We start from the raw sequence: 16,038 nt of genomic DNA, 5'->3' as shown, positions 1-16,038 counted from the left end.
TGGCGCCGTCGAAGCCAAAGTCAAAGCCGAGGTTGCAGAGCTTTGCGCTAAATTCCCGATCTATCCAAACCTGTAATACGAAGGACCCAAAACATGAGCTTTCATAACATCGACCAAGCCCCTGCCCGCCTGAACCGCAGCGAACTAGCCGTCCCCGGCAGTCAGCCCGAAATGTTCGAAAAGGCCGCCAAGTCAGATGTGGACGTCATCTTCCTTGACCTGGAAGACGCCGTCGCGCCTGATGAAAAGGAACAGGCCCGCAAGAACATCATCGAGGCGTTGAACGATATCGACTGGGGCAGCAAAGCCATGTCGGTGCGGATCAACGGGCTGGACACGCACTATATGTATCGCGATGTAGTGGATGTGGTCGAACAGGCAGGTGATCGCCTGGACCTGATCATGGTCCCCAAGGTTGGAACCGCTGCGGATGTCTATGCAGTTGACATGCTGGTGACGCAGATCGAGGACGCCAAAGGGTACAAGAAACGGATCGGGTTTGAACACATCATCGAAACCGCGCTTGGCATGCAGAATGTCAGCGAGATTGCGGCCGCCTCAAAACGCAACGAAAGCTTGCATTTCGGGGTTGCCGACTATGCGGCATCGACCCGTGCCCGGACCACAATCATCGGCGGTGTAAACCCCGACTATTCCGTTCTGACCGATGCGGATGCAGATGGCGGACGCATGACGCATTGGGGCGATATGTGGCACTATGCGCTAGCCCGCATGGTTGTCGCCGCCCGAGCCAACGGCCTGCGCCCGATCGACGGGCCCTTCGGTGACTTTCAGGATCCAGACGGGTATCGCGCGGCAGCGAAACGCGCGGCCGTACTGGGATGTGAAGGAAAATGGGCTATCCACCCCAGCCAGATTGTCCTGGCCAATGAGGTCATGTCGCCATCAGATGCCGAAGTCACCAAAGCACAGCGCATACTCGTAGCCATGTCCGAGGCTGAATCGGCTGGCAAAGGCGCTGTGTCTCTGGATGGTCGCCTGATCGACTATGCCTCGATCCGTCAGGCCGAAGTACTGGTCGAAAAGGCTAGTCAAATCGCAGCTGCGTGAACCTGTAGTGCCGGGCCATTCAACAACAACGCTTCGCACCACTGCTTCGGTTATCTTTGCCGAGGCAGTGTCGGCAGCGGACCCAGCTACTGCCCTGCGCCGCAAGTTATGCGTCGCTCCACTGCCAACACCTGCAAGTGGCGGGCGCAGCGTCCTGATTGCGGTCGGGAAGGCTGCGCCCAAAATGCTGTCAGAGGCGTTGCGACACGTTGAAGGCCCGCATGTAGCTTTGGCTGTAACGCATGCTGAAAACCAGACGGATGTATCCGGCGCGACTGTCTTAACAAGCGGGCATCCCATCCCCGATGAGCGTGGGTTGAAAGCCGGGCGACAGATTGTGTCTTTGCTCAGCGAAGCATGTGAACATGATCAGGTCATTGCGCTAATCTCGGGCGGGGGATCAGCACTTATCCCCGCCCCCGTCAGCGGCCTGACCCTATCGGACAAGATACGGGTTAACGAAGTGCTTCTATCCTCGGGGTTGGGTATCACTCAGATAAATCTGATACGCCAGCAACTCAGCCAACTTAAGGGCGGCGGGTTTCTGAAACATTCGGCTCCAGCGCCGGTCACGGCTTACATTCTTTCGGATGTAATCGGAGATGACCTGCGGGCTGTTGCCAGTGGCCCGACCGTTTCCCCTATCGGCAGCCATGCAGACGCGCGCAGAACTTGCATCGAAAACGGCCTATGGCATGAGTTGCCCAAAGCAGTCCGCACGTATCTGGAACACAGTATTCCTGATCAGAGGCTTAGTGCTCAAGCCACCAACCACCTGATCGGATCTAATCGGATAAGCCTGCAGGCTGCACATGGTTGCGCGTCTCGATCATTCGACGCCGAGATCGTCTCGGATGCGTTGACCTGCAATGTGGACGATGCCGCAGAACAAATTTTGCATGCGACCCGATCCGTGACCGTGGATCGTCCGAAAGCCCTGCTGTTTGGCGGTGAGACAACTGTCCGACTGCGTGGCTCAGGGTGGGGCGGTCGAAATCAGGAAATGGCATTGCGTCTCGCCTATTTGACTCAGGAACAGAAAATACCGGGCAACTGGGTTTTTCTCAGCGGTGGCACGGATGGCCGGGATGGACCAACCACAGCGGCGGGAGCCATAGTAGATGCTGGCACTGTCTGTCGGATACGTAATGCCGGGAAGGATCCAGTGGCTTTACTGTCCAACAATGACAGTAATTCCGCGTTGTCATTAGCAGGTGATCTCCTGCAAACCGGGGCGACCGGAACCAATGTGGCGGACATACAGATTATGCTACTGGTACCATAAACCTAAGACCATTCGTTATACTCGGTCCTGAGTCTGGATCTGACAAAAAACCGCAGATATCGAGTTCAAGAGATCAGTAAAACGACTCTTGCCCGGCGCGATTGTCGCGGCACGCAGAGGTTCGATCAAGGATGTCATGCTCGCTATCGGAAAGCCGACAAACAGTGGAATTCTGATCTCTGGCCTTTTTTCTGGCAGCATGATTATTTTACTATCAGGAAAACTTTGATGCTATGATGCTCCGAATGGATTGGGTTTTCCGCTGCTCCTGCTTGCAGAACCAGTTTGGACAAGTGTAGCAAGACATTGAAAGAGTGAAATTGAAAAAACGCGATAAAGAAATGGCGGCAAATCTGACTCAGGACCCACATTCCGTTCGTTCGGGTAACAGAGAAAAAGTTCTTGAAGTTGCCATCGGCCGCGAGGTTCGCGCCTTTCGCAAGCAGCAGGAAATAACCGTCGCGGAGCTTGCCCAGCTAACCGGTTTGTCGATCGGCATGCTGTCAAAGATCGAAAATGGAAATACGTCACCCTCCTTGACGACCTTGCAGTCACTGGCGGATGCACTGTCGGTTCCTTTGACAAGTTTTTTTAGACAGTTCGAAGAACGCCGGGAGGCGGTTCATACAAAAGCAGGTGAAGGTGTCGAGTTGGAGCGTGAAGGAACACGTGCCAACCACCAATATAACCTGTTGGGGCATATTGGCGCCAACGGATCAGGCGTAATTGTAGAACCCTATCTGATCACCCTGACTGCTAAATCCGATGTGTTTCCAACATTCCAACATGGTGGCATCGAGACGATTTACATGCTGGAAGGTGAAGTGGATTACCGCCATGGGGACCAGATTTACCCACTGAAACCGGGTGACACTCTGTTCTTTGATGCGGATTCACCCCATGGCCCGGAACGGTTGGTTAATCTGCCGGCCCGCTACATATCGGTGATCAGCTATCCGCAGACAAACTGATCGTCTTGCGCAATAGGAAATCCGTGGGTCTGTCATAGCCTTCATGGCTGCCCGTATTCACGATCGTGAACCCAAGCCTTGAAAAAACACGATGGTTTTCAGTAAGTTCCACGCGCGTTTCCAGTTCCAGCGCAGGCAGACCAAGCTCAGTTGCACGGCTTGCAGCATGATCCACCAACGTGCGGCAGATACCTTGCCCCCGCAGTCCTTCCTGAACTGCAAGCTTCCCCAAGTACAGGCTGTCGGGTTTGGGCGTCAGAAACATACATGCGAACAGCGGTCGGCCGATGGCCCAGATTTCACCACCATCCTTACAGTGCTCCCGCATCCCTTCCACCGTCAGCCTATGGATAGAAGACGGAGGGTCGATCCGGGCATCCATGAATTGAAATGACGCACGAAGCAGCGCAAGCGCGTCATATAATGCAAAGTCATCGCTCGGAATTAGCCAAGGCGTGAAGTCCGGATCAGTCATTTGAGCAACGGCACTTCACAATGCTCACTTCGACAAAGGCGGTTCCGTTTCCAAGTCCGGCCAAATCCCTGGCGATGTGGGTAACCCGTCGTCGAACTGGCTGAGATAGTCCAGCATCATCGGGCGATTGTCGATGAACCCCTTATAAGTTGCCAGCTCTTCAGGCAGGTCCCGAATAACCCGGTGCAGACGGCGACCCCATTTGGGAACAGTCATCAGATCCTGAAAATTGCACAGATAGCAGCGGATCGGGAACACCAGCGCATTGGAGCGCGGCAGACGGAAGAACGTCTGCAACTCGACCCGCAGATGCTGCTTGTGGGCGATGTTTTCGGGCGTCAGCGTGGTCTTTTGGATCCCCCATTTGTGATAGTTTTCCGGGCTTGTATCCAGCAAAGGGTTCACCGTCATGGTCCAGTTGAGACGCCGCGCAGGGGCGCCCTGCTGGATATTCAGCAAGAACTTCAGCGCGCGCTGGAAAATACCCATTTCATGGGCTTTTGGAACCGGCGCATGCCATTCGAAAAAGTTCATGCCGATGTCGAAATCCAGACTCCAATCGGCTTGCGTCGTCACCATACCAGCATCCATCCAAAGCATCTCATCACGCTGATCCAGCACAGCGAAATCGCCCTGAGCCTGTCGCGTGATGTATTCCATCGGTCCATAAGGCAGCGTGGTTTCATCCATGAAGGTAAAGCTGTGATCGATGCCCAATGGCTTGTTGATCCAGCGCCACTGATTGCCGTTGCGATGCAACTCGAACAGGTCCGGGTAATCCTCGGACTTGCTGACCATGATCAGTTCCAGCAAGTCCCAGCCAGCCAACGTCATATGAGGAAGAGACTGACAGCGCAGCGGGTCCTGATCCAGAACCATTGCGCGGTCTTTCATCTCTGAGACGTAGTGCTCGTCCACATCGAACCGCATCTCATAGACTGATCCCTCGGGCCCGCCGCGATGTTGTTCCATGTTGACCGAATACATGTAGCTGTCTTCGTGGAATGGGAACGGAAAGCGTTTGATCGCCCAGTCCGAGTTGTGGAACGTATAGTCGTCGCGGAAGGACTCGTCGTTGAATTGAATGGTCATGATGGCCTCCTCTCAGCGGTCCAGCACGAGGGACTTGCCCTCGAAACGCGATACGCAGGGCATGATTTTCTTGCCCGATGCCTTTTCTTCGTCGGTCAGCCAGTGATCGCGGTGTACAAAGTTTCCGTCGTGATCCAGCACAACGGTTTCACACTGACCGCAAGCCCCTCCGCGGCACAAATACGGCGCATCCACACCTTCTCGTTCGATGGCTTCCAGCAGGCTTTCGTTCTCGCCCACATGAACGACTTTGTCTGACGCGGCCAGGCGCACTTCGAACGGCTTGCCGGGCTGTGGGGCCAGAAACTCTTCGTAATGCACGCAATCTTCGGGCCAGCCTTCAGCAGCGGCAGTGTTGCGCACCCAGTCGATCATGCCCTTGGGGCCGCAGACATAGACATGTGTGCCCAAAGGTTGCCCGCTCAGCAGGTTCTTCAGATCAATCTGCTGGTTCTGGTCGTCGTAATACAGATGCGTCTCATTGGGATGTCGGTCAGTCAGTTGGTCCGCATAAGATGCCAGCGCGTGATTGCGGCAGGCATAGTGCAACTCCCAATTACCATGCAGCAACTCTAGCTGTTTGATCTGCGCCAGAAACGGGGTGATCCCGATGCCACCGGCCAGAAACAGGTGCTTGCGGGCACGCAAATCGAGCGAGAACAGGTTGACCGGATAGCTTATGGTCATCTCGTCGCCCAGCTTGACCTGGCGGTGCATGAACAGCGAACCACCCCTGCCCTCATCATCGCGTCGAACTGAAATGGTGTAGGATGACTGATCAAACGGGTCCGACATCAGCGAATATGGGTTGAGCCGCGTGATGCCACCATCCTGCATTTCAACAACCGTATGGGCCCCACCAGAAAAGGTCGGCAACTGGCCTCCGTCGATACGTTCGAACCGGAACCGCGTCACCAACTCGTTCAAGGGAGTGATTTCGGTCACTTTGGCCTGGATTTTCTCGGCGCCACTCATTCGTAAATCCCCTTCGGCTCGGGCACGTTACCATGATCTTCGGCATCCACGCGGACACCCTGATAGGCGGCAAGACGGCGGGAGTAGTGATCGCGCACGAACAGGTTAAGCCCGCAATGCGCGCAGACAAACGGGTCAACCTCGACATCCTCGGTGATGCCCTTGCAATGCACGCATTGCATTCGGCGCGCAACCGATCCGCGTTGTTCGGTCTGAATTGCCGTGTGCGGCAGTCCAACGGCCATCACTTCGTTCATGGCCTGACCCATCATGCCCTCAGAGCCGGTCAGATAGACCTGCAACCCCATATGTGCATCTTCCAAAACGCGGCGAATGCGCTGCAGCGAGGCCTCATAGGATGGACCTTCGTAGAATTGCGCAGGCTTCGCTGCCTGTAGTCGCTCAACGTAATCCGTTCCCTTGGGGATGTAGATCAGATGAGTTTTGGCCATCAGGTCGGGTGTCGCGATGTCGAGAATGGCCTCGGCCCCTTCGGCCTCGGCGATCATGAGGTGATGTTCGCCCGGGCGAACCTCTAGCGTGCCCCAGACCGGGCGGCTTGCGATTGACTTGGGAAATTCGAACTTTGACATTTTGCCCTCAAATAGGAAAAGGGCGCCACGGTGTGTCCGTTGCGCCCCCTTAAACTCAGCCCTTTGCGGTTCTGATCGATTTGTCCTGATCGTAGAACGGCATCTCTTCCGCAGTCGCTGCTATTTCTGTCCCATCGCCGTTGCGCACTGTCAGCTTGGTGCCGGGCGAGGCACAGGCGACCGGCATTCGCGCGATACCTACGTTGTGCCCGTTGATTTCGGAATACATGCCAAAGGTGACAACCCCGACCTTTTCGCCGTTTTGCAGCAGGTCCGCACCCTCATCCGCAGGGGTCGTGCCATCAAGCTTGACGCCGTAGATCTTGAACCGTTCTTTGCCTTGCGAGGCATAGTGGTTCTCGGCGCCGATAAAGCCGGTTTTTCCGGGTGAAACGGTGAATTCCAGACCCAGCTCCCAAAGCGTATCACCGCAGGTTTCTCCGTCGAACGGGTAGGTTTCCGAATTGTCGCCCGGATAAAACAGCAAGTAGCTTTCGGTGCGCAGCAGATCGAGGGTCGAGAACTGGACCGGGACGATCCCCATATCCTTGCCTTCCGCCAGAATGTTGTCCCACAGGTGTACCGCGTGCTTGGCCTGACAGAAAATCTCGTACCCGCGCTCACCAGTATAGCCGGTCCGCGAAATCATCACCGGGCAGCCATAGAGTTTGGTTTGCATGATGCCGAAATAGGCCAGATCCCGAATTCCGGGGATGTGCTTGGCCAAGAAATCAACGGCCACTGGTCCCTGAAGCGACATGTCGTGCATGTCGTCGTCAAAAATGACCGCGCAGTTCTTGCCCGCCGCCACCGACGTCAGCTGCTCCATGCCCGTGCCGGTGCCGTGCACAACAAGCCATGTGTTCACCGACAAGCGATAGATGATGCAATCGTCAACGAATTTACCTTCGGCACTCAAGATCGAAGCATAGGTCGAACGACCCGGCATGATCTTTTCAACGTTCCGCGTAGTGACCCGATCAATGACATAGGCGGCATCTTCGCCGACCACGTGAACCTTTTTCAGGCCGGAAACATCCATGAGGCCCGCCTTGGTGCGGATTGCCTCATAATCAGCTTTGGCGCGTTCTGGGCTGTGGTCATAGAACCATGCGGTTCCCATGCCGTTCCAGTCCTCAAGTTCGCCGCCGATGTCGGCATGGCGCTGCGCAAGGGCGGACGTCCTCCAAAGAATGGCCATGGTTCAGCTCTCCCGTTGATTGCTTTTTGTTGCCCATATTGAGGCCGATGTCAGATTGAAAATCAACACCTCTGTGCAGATTATTTTCCTGTTGGGAATATTTGCCTTCAAATTCTGAACCCTTAGGCGGGGGCTTAGAGTTGAAGAAAACCCCTTATTTTCATGACTAAGAGGCAGTATTCGACCCTTCAAATTGAGTATGCGACACCACCGTTAAAGATGTTTGCCCCACATATCTATTGACAGGTGCCCCACGAGATTGTCCCCTGAGTAGATAAAATTTCCCAGCAGGAAAACTCCGCAGAGAGACCTCCTGCTGCAACAACAGGGAGACTACGAAGTGGATGGCAATCTAAATGCTCTCACGACGATCTTTACCGAGTTCTACTACTGGGTAACGGTCGTTTTCATGTTCCTCATCCATGTGGGTTTTTGCATGTACGAAGTCGGCGCCAGCCGTGCCCGTAACCATATGCACACATTGATGAAAAACATCATGATCATCCCGCTGGTGACGGTCACGTTCTTCTTCTTTGGATGGTGGATCTACTGGGCGTTTCCGAACTTTCCGTTCTGGGGCGGTCTGGACACAGAAGCGGGCGCAGCGAATCTGCCTTGGGCCGATACGATGGCGACCAATGTTAGTGACAGAATCACCGGCGTTTTCTGGGCGGCATTCCTGCTGTTCTCCTGGACGGCAGCCTCGATCGTTTCGGGTTCCGTGATCGAACGGATCAGGTCTTCGGCGCTCTGGGTACATGCGGTCATGATCGGATCGGTCTGGTGGATCATCGACGCTGCATGGGGCTGGCACTACGGTGGCTGGATGGTTCGAATTCTCGGCTACCATGATGCATACGCTTCCGGTGTAATTCACGCAATTGCAGGCGGTTATGCATTGGGTGTAATCATGGTTCTGGGCCCGCGCCTAGGCAAGTTCGCCAAGGACGGTACACCGAGGGACATTCCTCCGCACAATCCGTGGCTACTGACGATCGGCATCTTCCTGATCTACACTGGCTTCTGGGGCTTCTATGCCGCGTGCAACGTGCCTGTGATTTCACCTGAAGGGATCGATGGGCAGATCACTGGCGTAACTTGGACAGCTACCAATATCTATCTGGCCCCGACGACCCTGTCGGCGATCACCTTCAACTTCCTGATGTCGCTGTCTGGCGGTCTGATGGCGGCTTATGTGATCTCGAAAGGTGATGCGTTCTGGACATTCTCGGGCGGGCTTGCCGGAATTATCACTGCTTCGGCGGGTAACGATCTGTATCACCCGATCCAGGCAATGATTATTGCCGCGATCGGCGTCGTGATCGTGTACAAGCTGCACTACTGGGTTGAACGCCGGTTCAAGCTGGATGATGCGGTGGGCGCCGTTGCTGTGCACGGTTATGCCGGGGTTGTTGGCCTGGTGATTTCAGGCTTTGTCCTCTGGGGGGTGCCATCTTCGCCGTACGAAGGATACGCAACAATCAACCCGATCGGTCAAATCACCGGTGCGGTCATCATGTTCTTTGTTCTTGGCTTCCTACCCGGCTGGGCTCTGGCCAAGATGCAGGCGGCCGCAGGTGTGCTTCGCATCCCGGAAGAGGTTGAACTGCAGGGCCTCGATTACGCCGAGCACCACGCCTACGAAGATGCAAAGGCAGCGATCATCGAAGCTGACAAACAGGAATTGGCTGCCCGTGCTGGCGCGGCAGCGAAGTAAAGGAGAAAGACATGTCTACGAATGGATACACAAGCTGGGCTGTCGATCTTGCCGAGGTCGGTCCGATCTACCCCTTCCAAGGTTACGAAGTTCTGATGGTCATCATTGGAGTGGTCTTCTGGATTGGCTGGCATCGCATCCAGTTCGTCCGGGAAGGTGAACACCTTGAGAAGGCACGCCACACCGGCGACGAAGAGAAGGTGAAGGCACAGCTGGAACGATACTGATCCAGCTTTAAGAGCTGGCAATGGGCGCGAAATCAGATATCGCGCCCATTGCCTCTTAGGAAAAAAACTTTCCTACTATTATTGATGTCCCCCAGTTTTGTTGATACCGTCGAATCATAGTGAAACACACAAGGAGATCTGCCAGCCATGTGCGGAATTGTTGGATTATTCCTCAAAGACCAGTCTCTTGCGCCCCAACTGGGTAACATGCTGACGGACATGCTGATTACGATGACAGACCGCGGCCCCGATAGTGCCGGTATCGCGATCTATGGCGCAGAGTCGGCAGGCAAAACCAAGATTACAGTCCAGTCGCCCAACCCCGATGCTGACTTTGTCGGCCTGGCTGATGAGCTGGGTGAAAAGCTGGGCGCAACGGTTGGTCAAACAAGCAACGACACACATACCGTTCTGGAAATTCCCGCCGGTCAGTTCGAAGCCGCACGCGCTGCTCTGGCCGAAATCCGCCCGTCGGTTCGGATCATGAGCCGCGGCGAAAGCCTCGAAATCTACAAGGAAGTTGGCCTGCCCAAAGATGTTGCAGACCGATTTAACCTCAACGGTATGAGCGGCACCCATGGCATTGGGCATACGCGTATGGCGACCGAATCCGCCGTGACGACAATGGGCGCACATCCGTTCAACACCGGCCCCGATCAGTGTCTGGTCCACAATGGATCGCTGTCCAACCACAACTCGTTGCGCCGCAAACTGCGCCGTGAAGGTGTGGTTATCCAGACCGAGAACGACACCGAAGTGGGTGCCGCATATCTGACATGGAAAATGATGAACGGCGCGACACTGGGTGAGGCACTGGAGACCAGCATTGATGATCTGGACGGTTTCTTCACCTTTGTTGTTGGCACCAAGGACGGGTTTGGTGTCGTACGTGACCCAATTGCCTGCAAGCCCGCCGTGATGGCCGAAACAGACCAATATGTGGCCTTTGGCAGCGAATACCGTGCTTTGGTGAACCTACCCGGCATCGAAGACGCCCGGGTTTGGGAGCCTGAACCCTCCACCGTATATTTCTGGTCGCACAACGACAGCCCCACAACCCACGAAAAGGCCGCCTGATATGCAGACCTATGATCTAGAGGCAGACGGGCTGCGCGGATTGAACTCATCCCTGCAGGCACAAAACGCCGAGACCAACCAAACCCGCTGGGAAATTGTGAATCCAAAGGGCAGTCATGCGATTGCCGTCGGGCTGGACGCTCCGATTGAGGTGACGGTCAAAGGTTCGACGGGGTACTACTGTGCAGGCATGAACCAGCAGGCGACCATAAAAGTAGAAGGCTCTGTTGGCCCGGGCGTTGCCGAAAACATGATGTCCGGTCAGGTCATCGTCGATGGTGACGCCAGCCAATACGCGGGAGCGACCGGCCATGGCGGATTGCTGGTGATCAAAGGTAATGCCAGCTCGCGCTGCGGCATCTCAATGAAAGGGATCGATATCGTGGTGCATGGCAACATTGGTCACATGTCCGCCTTCATGGCACAGGACGGCAATCTGGTTGTCTGCGGGGACGCAGGGGATGCGCTGGGGGATTCACTCTACGAAGCCCGGCTGTTCGTGCGTGGTTCGGTCAAGAGCCTCGGCGCCGATTGCATCGAGAAGGACATGCGTCCCGAGCATCTGGATATCCTGAGGGATCTGCTGGCCCGCGCGGACAGCGACGCCAAACCGGAAGAGTTCAAACGCTATGGTTCGGCTCGTCAGCTTTATAATTTCGACGTTGATAACGCCGCCGCTTACTGAGGAAGAAGGGTATGAAAGATATGGACGATCAGATCCCCCGCACCCTGCCGATCCAGTCGGCGACATTTTCCAACCCGATCAATGCCGAGATCCGTCGCGCCGCTGCGACCGGTATCTATGACATTCGTGGTGGAGGGGCGAAGCGGAAAGTACCTCATTTCGACGATCTGCTTTTTCTGGGTGCGTCGGTATCGCGCTATCCGTTGGAGGGCTATCGCGAACGTTGCGATACCTCAGTAACGTTGGGCACGCGCTTTGCCAAAAAACCGATCGAGCTGGATATCCCGATCACCATCGCAGGCATGAGTTTTGGTGCCTTGTCTGGCCCGGCGAAAGAAGCTCTCGGCCGCGGCGCATCCGCAGCGGGCACGTCAACCACCACCGGTGATGGCGGCATGACACCAGAGGAACGCGGCCATTCAACCAAGCTGGTCTATCAGTATTTGCCTTCGCGTTACGGCATGAACCCGAACGATCTGCGCAAGGCTGATGCAATTGAGATTGTGGTTGGCCAAGGCGCTAAACCCGGTGGCGGCGGTATGCTGCTGGGTCAGAAGATCAGCGACCGCGTGGCCGAGATGCGAACCCTGCCCAAGGGTATCGACCAGCGCTCGGCCTGTCGCCATCCAGACTGGACCGGCCCGGACGATCTTGAGATCAAGATCCTCGAACTGCGCGAGATCACTGACTGGCAAGTGCCGATCTATGTCAAAGTTGGCGCGACACGCCCCTACTACGACACTGCTTTGGCCGTGAAGGCTGGAGCCGACGTTGTTGTCATGGATGGAATGCAGGGCGGCACCGCTGCCACGCAGGACGTTTTCATCGAACATGTCGGTCTGCCGACGCTGTCCTGTATCCGCCCCGCCGTGCAAGCGCTGCAGGATCTGGGTGTGCATCGTGAGGTGCAGCTGGTTATCTCGGGCGGTATCCGCACCGGGGCCGATGTGGCCAAGGCTTTGGCGCTGGGTGCAGATGCGGTTGCTATCGGTACCGCCGCTCTGGTTGCCCTCGGGGACAACGATCCCAAATGGGAATCCGAATACCAAAAACTGGGCACAACAACCGGTGCATATGACGATTGGCACGAAGGACAGGACCCGGCTGGTATTACCACGCAGGACCCCGAACTGGCCGCACGTCTGGACCCGGTCGATGCGGGCCGCAGGCTGCGTAACTACCTGAAAGTTATGACGCTTGAGGCGCAGACCATTGCGCGCGCCTGTGGGCACAATCACCTGCACAACCTCGAACCAGAGGACTTGTGTGCCCTGACAATGGAGGCCGCCGCAATGGCGCGGGTGCCGCTGGCGGGAACCAGTTGGTACCCCGGTAAGGAAGGGTTCTGAATAGATGCTGCGCGGCTCCCTGATGGGGGCCGCGTTTTTGCTTTAAAAAACTAAAATTCAACAGGGAAAGGAAAGCAATCGTGACGATAGATCTCGCAGCTTTCGCAAAAGAAAAAGGCGTCAAATACTTCATGATCTCGTTCACCGATCTGTTCGGTGGACAGCGGGCCAAACTGGTGCCCGCACAGGCGATTGCTGACATGCAGGAAGATGGCGCAGGCTTTGCCGGGTTCGCCACCTGGCTGGACATGACGCCGGCCCATCCTGACATGCTGGCGGTGCCGGATCCGTCCTCGGTCATTCAACTGCCATGGAAGCCCGAAGTGGCCTGGGTCGCCGGGAATTGCGTGATGGAAGACAAGGATGTGGCGCAGGCCCCGCGCAACGTTTTGCGCCGGTTGATTGACGAAGCTGCAAGCGAGGGCATGCATGTCAAAACTGGTATCGAGGCTGAGTTCTTTTTGCTGACCCCGGATGGCGAGCAAATCAGCGACCCATTCGATACAGCAGAAAAGCCCTGTTATGACCAACAAGCCGTAATGCGCCGCTATGATGTGGTACGCGAGATCTGCGATTACATGCTGGAACTGGGCTGGGGCCCCTACCAGAACGACCACGAGGACGCCAATGGCCAGTTCGAGATGAACTGGGAATTTGATGATGCGCTGCGCACCGCCGACAAGCACTCGTTCTTCAAATTCATGACCAAGTCGGTTGCTGAAAAGCACGGCCTGCGCGCCACCTTCATGCCGAAACCGGTCGAAGGTCTGACCGGAAATGGCTGTCATGCCCATATCTCGGTCTGGGATGCGCCGGGTGACGCCGCCAAGACCAACGTCTTTGCAGGCGAAGGCGACGGCCCTACCGGTGAAGTTGGGCTGGGCGAACGCGGAAAACACTTCCTCGGCGGTATCATGAAACACGCCTCAGCATTGGCGGCAATTACCAACCCCACGGTGAACAGCTACAAGCGTATCAACGCGCCGCGGACAATGTCGGGCGCAACATGGGCGCCCAATACAGTGACCTGGACAGGCAACAACCGGACGCACATGGTTCGCGTTCCCGGCCCCGGCCGGTTTGAGCTGCGTCTGCCCGATGGGGCGACCAACCCCTATCTGCTACAAGCCGTGATCATCGCTGCTGGCCTGTCCGGTGTCCGGTCCAAAGCAGATCCGGGCAAACGTTGGGACATCGATATGTATGCCGAAGGCCACAAGGTGCGCGGTGCGCCGAAACTGCCTTTGAACATGCTTGATGCCCTGCGTGAGTACGACAAGGACAAGGAACTGAAGGCCATGATGGGTGCCGAGTTCTCATCCGCGTTCCTGAAAATGAAACATCAGGAATGGAACTCTTTCGTCTCTCACTTCTCACGCTGGGAAAAAGACAACACTTTGGACATCTAAGCCGGATTGCAAGGTTGCACTTCTGGGCCGCGGCGAAAGCTGCGGTCCCGTTTTTTGAGGACTCAAGAGGCTCGCTGGGAACGTTCGCATGTTTCAACATACGCAAGGCCAGGCCCTGGCGCATTTTGCGACCACATCACCAAGCATCAAGACGACACGCAGATCGTACATTTCTGCAATGAGCAATCTATTCCGCAACTAGACGATTTTGACCTTTTATTAGGAATGGGCGGCCCTATGGTTGTTTGGGAGGTCAATGCCATTCCTTGACTAACGTTCGAAAAGCAAACCATCAGAACGTGGGTGCATGATTTCAATCGACCGTATTTTGGCAATAGTCATAGGCATCAGCTTTGATCGGAACCGCGGAACACGTAACATGATTTCCGCAAAGCGTCTTTACGTATACCCAGCATCTGCTTCCAACCGCCAATCTGGAACGCCATTGACCAGCATAAGCGCAGCCCTACGAAGCGTCGCGCGCATCTTTTCCACAACCGGGCCGGTCAATTCGCAATCCGCCAATGCGGCATCGAAAGTGTCCAGCCAAAGTTCTGCGTCGGCCTTCCGGATGGGAATATGCGCATGGATTTCGCGCAGATCCATGTGGCCGAAACGTTCACGATAGTAGGCGCGGCCGCCCAGAAACCCGCTGAGAAATTCAAATTGAGCTTGTCTGGTGTGGTTTAGCCCATGTCCCCGAAAATGCAGCCTGTGCAACGAATGCGCTGCCGGATCCGTTTCCATCCGGTCATAGAAACGCTCAACCAGAGCGTGCAGTTGGGTCTCACCACCAAGTTGCTCTATCGCAGATTCCATGTGCTGCCTTTCTGTATCTCTGGCACCTGAAATATTGAATAACAGGAAAATAAGTTTATCACCAGTGACATTCTGACATACTCATGCTCAGAAGCGGAACTAGGTGAAACCAGTAAGGGAGATGACGGATTGAACGCTCTGGTGCTTGGCCTTTTGGCGGCACTTTGCTGGGGGGTACACGATCTGGCAGTGCGCTATGTCAGCCAGTCAGTCAGCGTGATTGCTTCGCTCATGGCTGTTCTGGTTTCGGGTGCGGTGCTGCAACTTGGTCTGGTTGCGATGATGGGTGAAGTCGACCCAATTCCTGGCCCGGCATTGATCAGCGCTGTTGCTGCAGGGGGGTGTTATCTGTTGGCGGGCATCAGCATGTACGCCGCCTTTCAGCGCGGCCCGGTTCGTCTGGTTGCTCCGCTTGTCGCAAGTTATCCGATCCTCTCGGTCTCACTGGCCATCTGGCGCGGTGCAAGTGTCAGCCCGCTGCACTGGCTTGCCGTCATAGCGATTGGTGTTGGCGTTTCCGTTGTGGCTGCCCAATCTGAACGCGACGCAACCGAATACCCAGCAGCTGGCCCGACGATGGTGCTATCGATACTCGCAGCAATCGGATTTGCCGCCACCTTTGCGCTAGGACAATATGCAACCGAACATAATGACGAATACTCAATCTCCCTGGTTATTCGGCTGACGGCAGTTTTTGCCCTGGGCATGATCGCCCTGGCATCCCGCAGATCAATCTGGCCCGGGCGGCGGGCTCTGCCGCTTCTCTGTGTCATGGGTGTTCTGGATGCTGTTGCCATCCTTTGTGTGATCGCGGCGGGCGGGTTGCCGAATGCGCAATTTGCCTCGGTGACAGCGTCCGTCTTTGGGCTGCTAACGGTTGTGATGGCTTGGGCTGTCTTGCGTGAAAAGATGGTGCCACGCCAATGGCTTGGATGTTTGGTTGCGTTTGCGGGAATAGGCTATCTGGCGCTCTGAGGCGACCATTCCGAAAGCTCTTTTAAACAAGGTAATACCTGTTTCGTTGGGGCGCATTTTTTGCGCCCCAACGGTATGCTCAGGCTGTGAGGCCTTCTGGTTCTGGCAGTTTGTTTG

At 55.8% G+C, this 16,038-nt stretch carries 16 protein-coding genes; 10 read left to right on the top strand and 6 right to left on the bottom strand.

Annotated elements, in window-relative coordinates:
• Positions 1 to 93 precede the first annotated feature (93 nt).
• The 3 genes from AC2FIS_RS22845 (at position 94) to AC2FIS_RS22835 (ending at position 3,327) form a co-directional block, all read left to right on the top strand.
• The gene (locus tag AC2FIS_RS22845) at positions 94 to 1,071 is read left to right on the top strand and encodes an HpcH/HpaI aldolase/citrate lyase family protein (RefSeq protein ID WP_496775576.1); all 978 of its coding nucleotides are present in this window, start codon (positions 94 to 96) and stop codon (positions 1,069 to 1,071) included.
• Positions 1,072 to 1,078: 7 nt separating this feature from the next.
• Complete coding sequence (locus AC2FIS_RS22840; protein ID WP_496775575.1) at positions 1,079 to 2,356, top strand: glycerate kinase type-2 family protein; 1,278 nt, start codon at positions 1,079 to 1,081, stop codon at positions 2,354 to 2,356.
• Positions 2,357 to 2,697: 341 nt separating this feature from the next.
• Positions 2,698 to 3,327, top strand: a complete 630-nt coding sequence (locus tag AC2FIS_RS22835) for a helix-turn-helix domain-containing protein (protein WP_058272918.1) — start codon at positions 2,698 to 2,700, stop codon at positions 3,325 to 3,327.
• Here the strand turns inward: AC2FIS_RS22835 and AC2FIS_RS22830 are convergent.
• Genes AC2FIS_RS22830 through AC2FIS_RS22810 form a run of 5 tightly spaced genes read right to left on the bottom strand, consistent with a single transcriptional unit; the run spans position 3,305 to position 7,663 of the window.
• Positions 3,305 to 3,802: a GNAT family N-acetyltransferase gene (locus AC2FIS_RS22830; protein ID WP_282169683.1), complete on the bottom strand. Its 498-nt coding sequence runs from the start codon at positions 3,800 to 3,802 to the stop codon at positions 3,305 to 3,307. The genes AC2FIS_RS22835 and AC2FIS_RS22830 overlap by 23 nt on opposite strands.
• A 24-nt stretch (positions 3,803 to 3,826) precedes the next feature.
• Positions 3,827 to 4,894 carry a heme-dependent oxidative N-demethylase family protein gene (locus tag AC2FIS_RS22825; protein WP_496775574.1) on the bottom strand — a complete coding sequence of 356 codons (1,068 nt, stop codon included), beginning with the start codon at positions 4,892 to 4,894 and terminating at the stop codon, positions 3,827 to 3,829.
• A gap of 12 nt (positions 4,895 to 4,906) precedes the next feature.
• Positions 4,907 to 5,869 carry a PDR/VanB family oxidoreductase gene (locus AC2FIS_RS22820; protein ID WP_496775573.1) on the bottom strand — a complete coding sequence of 321 codons (963 nt, stop codon included), beginning with the start codon at positions 5,867 to 5,869 and terminating at the stop codon, positions 4,907 to 4,909.
• Positions 5,866 to 6,462, bottom strand: coding sequence for a dimethylamine monooxygenase subunit DmmA family protein (locus AC2FIS_RS22815; protein WP_496775572.1), 597 nt, complete (start codon positions 6,460 to 6,462; stop codon positions 5,866 to 5,868). Before AC2FIS_RS22815 ends, AC2FIS_RS22820 begins: the two co-directional genes overlap by 4 nt.
• Before the next feature lie 55 nt (positions 6,463 to 6,517).
• Positions 6,518 to 7,663, bottom strand: a complete 1,146-nt coding sequence (locus AC2FIS_RS22810; protein ID WP_496775571.1) for an aminomethyl transferase family protein — start codon at positions 7,661 to 7,663, stop codon at positions 6,518 to 6,520.
• Positions 7,664 to 8,003: 340 nt separating this feature from the next.
• Between AC2FIS_RS22810 and AC2FIS_RS22805 the strand changes: the two genes are divergently transcribed.
• The 6 genes from AC2FIS_RS22805 to glnT all read left to right on the top strand — a co-directional run bounded on the left by AC2FIS_RS22805 (position 8,004) and on the right by glnT (position 14,127).
• On the top strand, positions 8,004 to 9,380 hold the full coding sequence (locus tag AC2FIS_RS22805) for an ammonium transporter (protein ID WP_496707757.1): 1,377 nt from the start codon (positions 8,004 to 8,006) through the stop codon (positions 9,378 to 9,380).
• 11 nt (positions 9,381 to 9,391) lie between these two features.
• Entirely contained in the window at positions 9,392 to 9,607 is a 216-nt protein-coding gene (locus AC2FIS_RS22800; protein WP_108861028.1) for a hypothetical protein, read from the top strand.
• A gap of 147 nt (positions 9,608 to 9,754) precedes the next feature.
• Entirely contained in the window at positions 9,755 to 10,684 is a 930-nt protein-coding gene (locus AC2FIS_RS22795) for a class II glutamine amidotransferase (protein WP_496775570.1), read from the top strand.
• Between the two features lies 1 nt (position 10,685).
• Positions 10,686 to 11,369 (top strand): protein GlxC, encoded by a 684-nt coding sequence (locus AC2FIS_RS22790; protein WP_496775569.1) that lies wholly within the window; start codon positions 10,686 to 10,688, stop codon positions 11,367 to 11,369.
• Positions 11,370 to 11,389: 20 nt separating this feature from the next.
• A complete protein-coding gene (locus tag AC2FIS_RS22785; protein WP_108861050.1) occupies positions 11,390 to 12,718 on the top strand; it encodes an FMN-binding glutamate synthase family protein in 1,329 nt (442 codons plus the stop codon).
• Positions 12,719 to 12,798: 80 nt separating this feature from the next.
• Positions 12,799 to 14,127 carry a type III glutamate--ammonia ligase gene (glnT, locus tag AC2FIS_RS22780; RefSeq protein WP_496775568.1) on the top strand — a complete coding sequence of 443 codons (1,329 nt, stop codon included), beginning with the start codon at positions 12,799 to 12,801 and terminating at the stop codon, positions 14,125 to 14,127.
• Between the two features lie 399 nt (positions 14,128 to 14,526).
• On the opposite strand, the gene AC2FIS_RS22775 is transcribed toward glnT, so the two are convergent.
• A complete protein-coding gene (locus tag AC2FIS_RS22775) occupies positions 14,527 to 14,946 on the bottom strand; it encodes a group II truncated hemoglobin (protein WP_496775567.1) in 420 nt (139 codons plus the stop codon).
• Between the two features lie 129 nt (positions 14,947 to 15,075).
• Here AC2FIS_RS22775 and AC2FIS_RS22770 point away from each other — a divergent pair, with 129 nt between their 5' ends.
• Positions 15,076 to 15,921, top strand: coding sequence for a DMT family transporter (locus AC2FIS_RS22770; protein WP_496775566.1), 846 nt, complete (start codon positions 15,076 to 15,078; stop codon positions 15,919 to 15,921).
• The last annotated feature ends 117 nt before the right edge of the window (positions 15,922 to 16,038 follow it).

The organism is Ruegeria sp. CDSB113 (assembly GCF_059611045.1).
The sequence above is the reverse complement of the archived record's forward strand: the minus strand, read 5'-3'. Positions and strand labels throughout refer to the sequence as shown.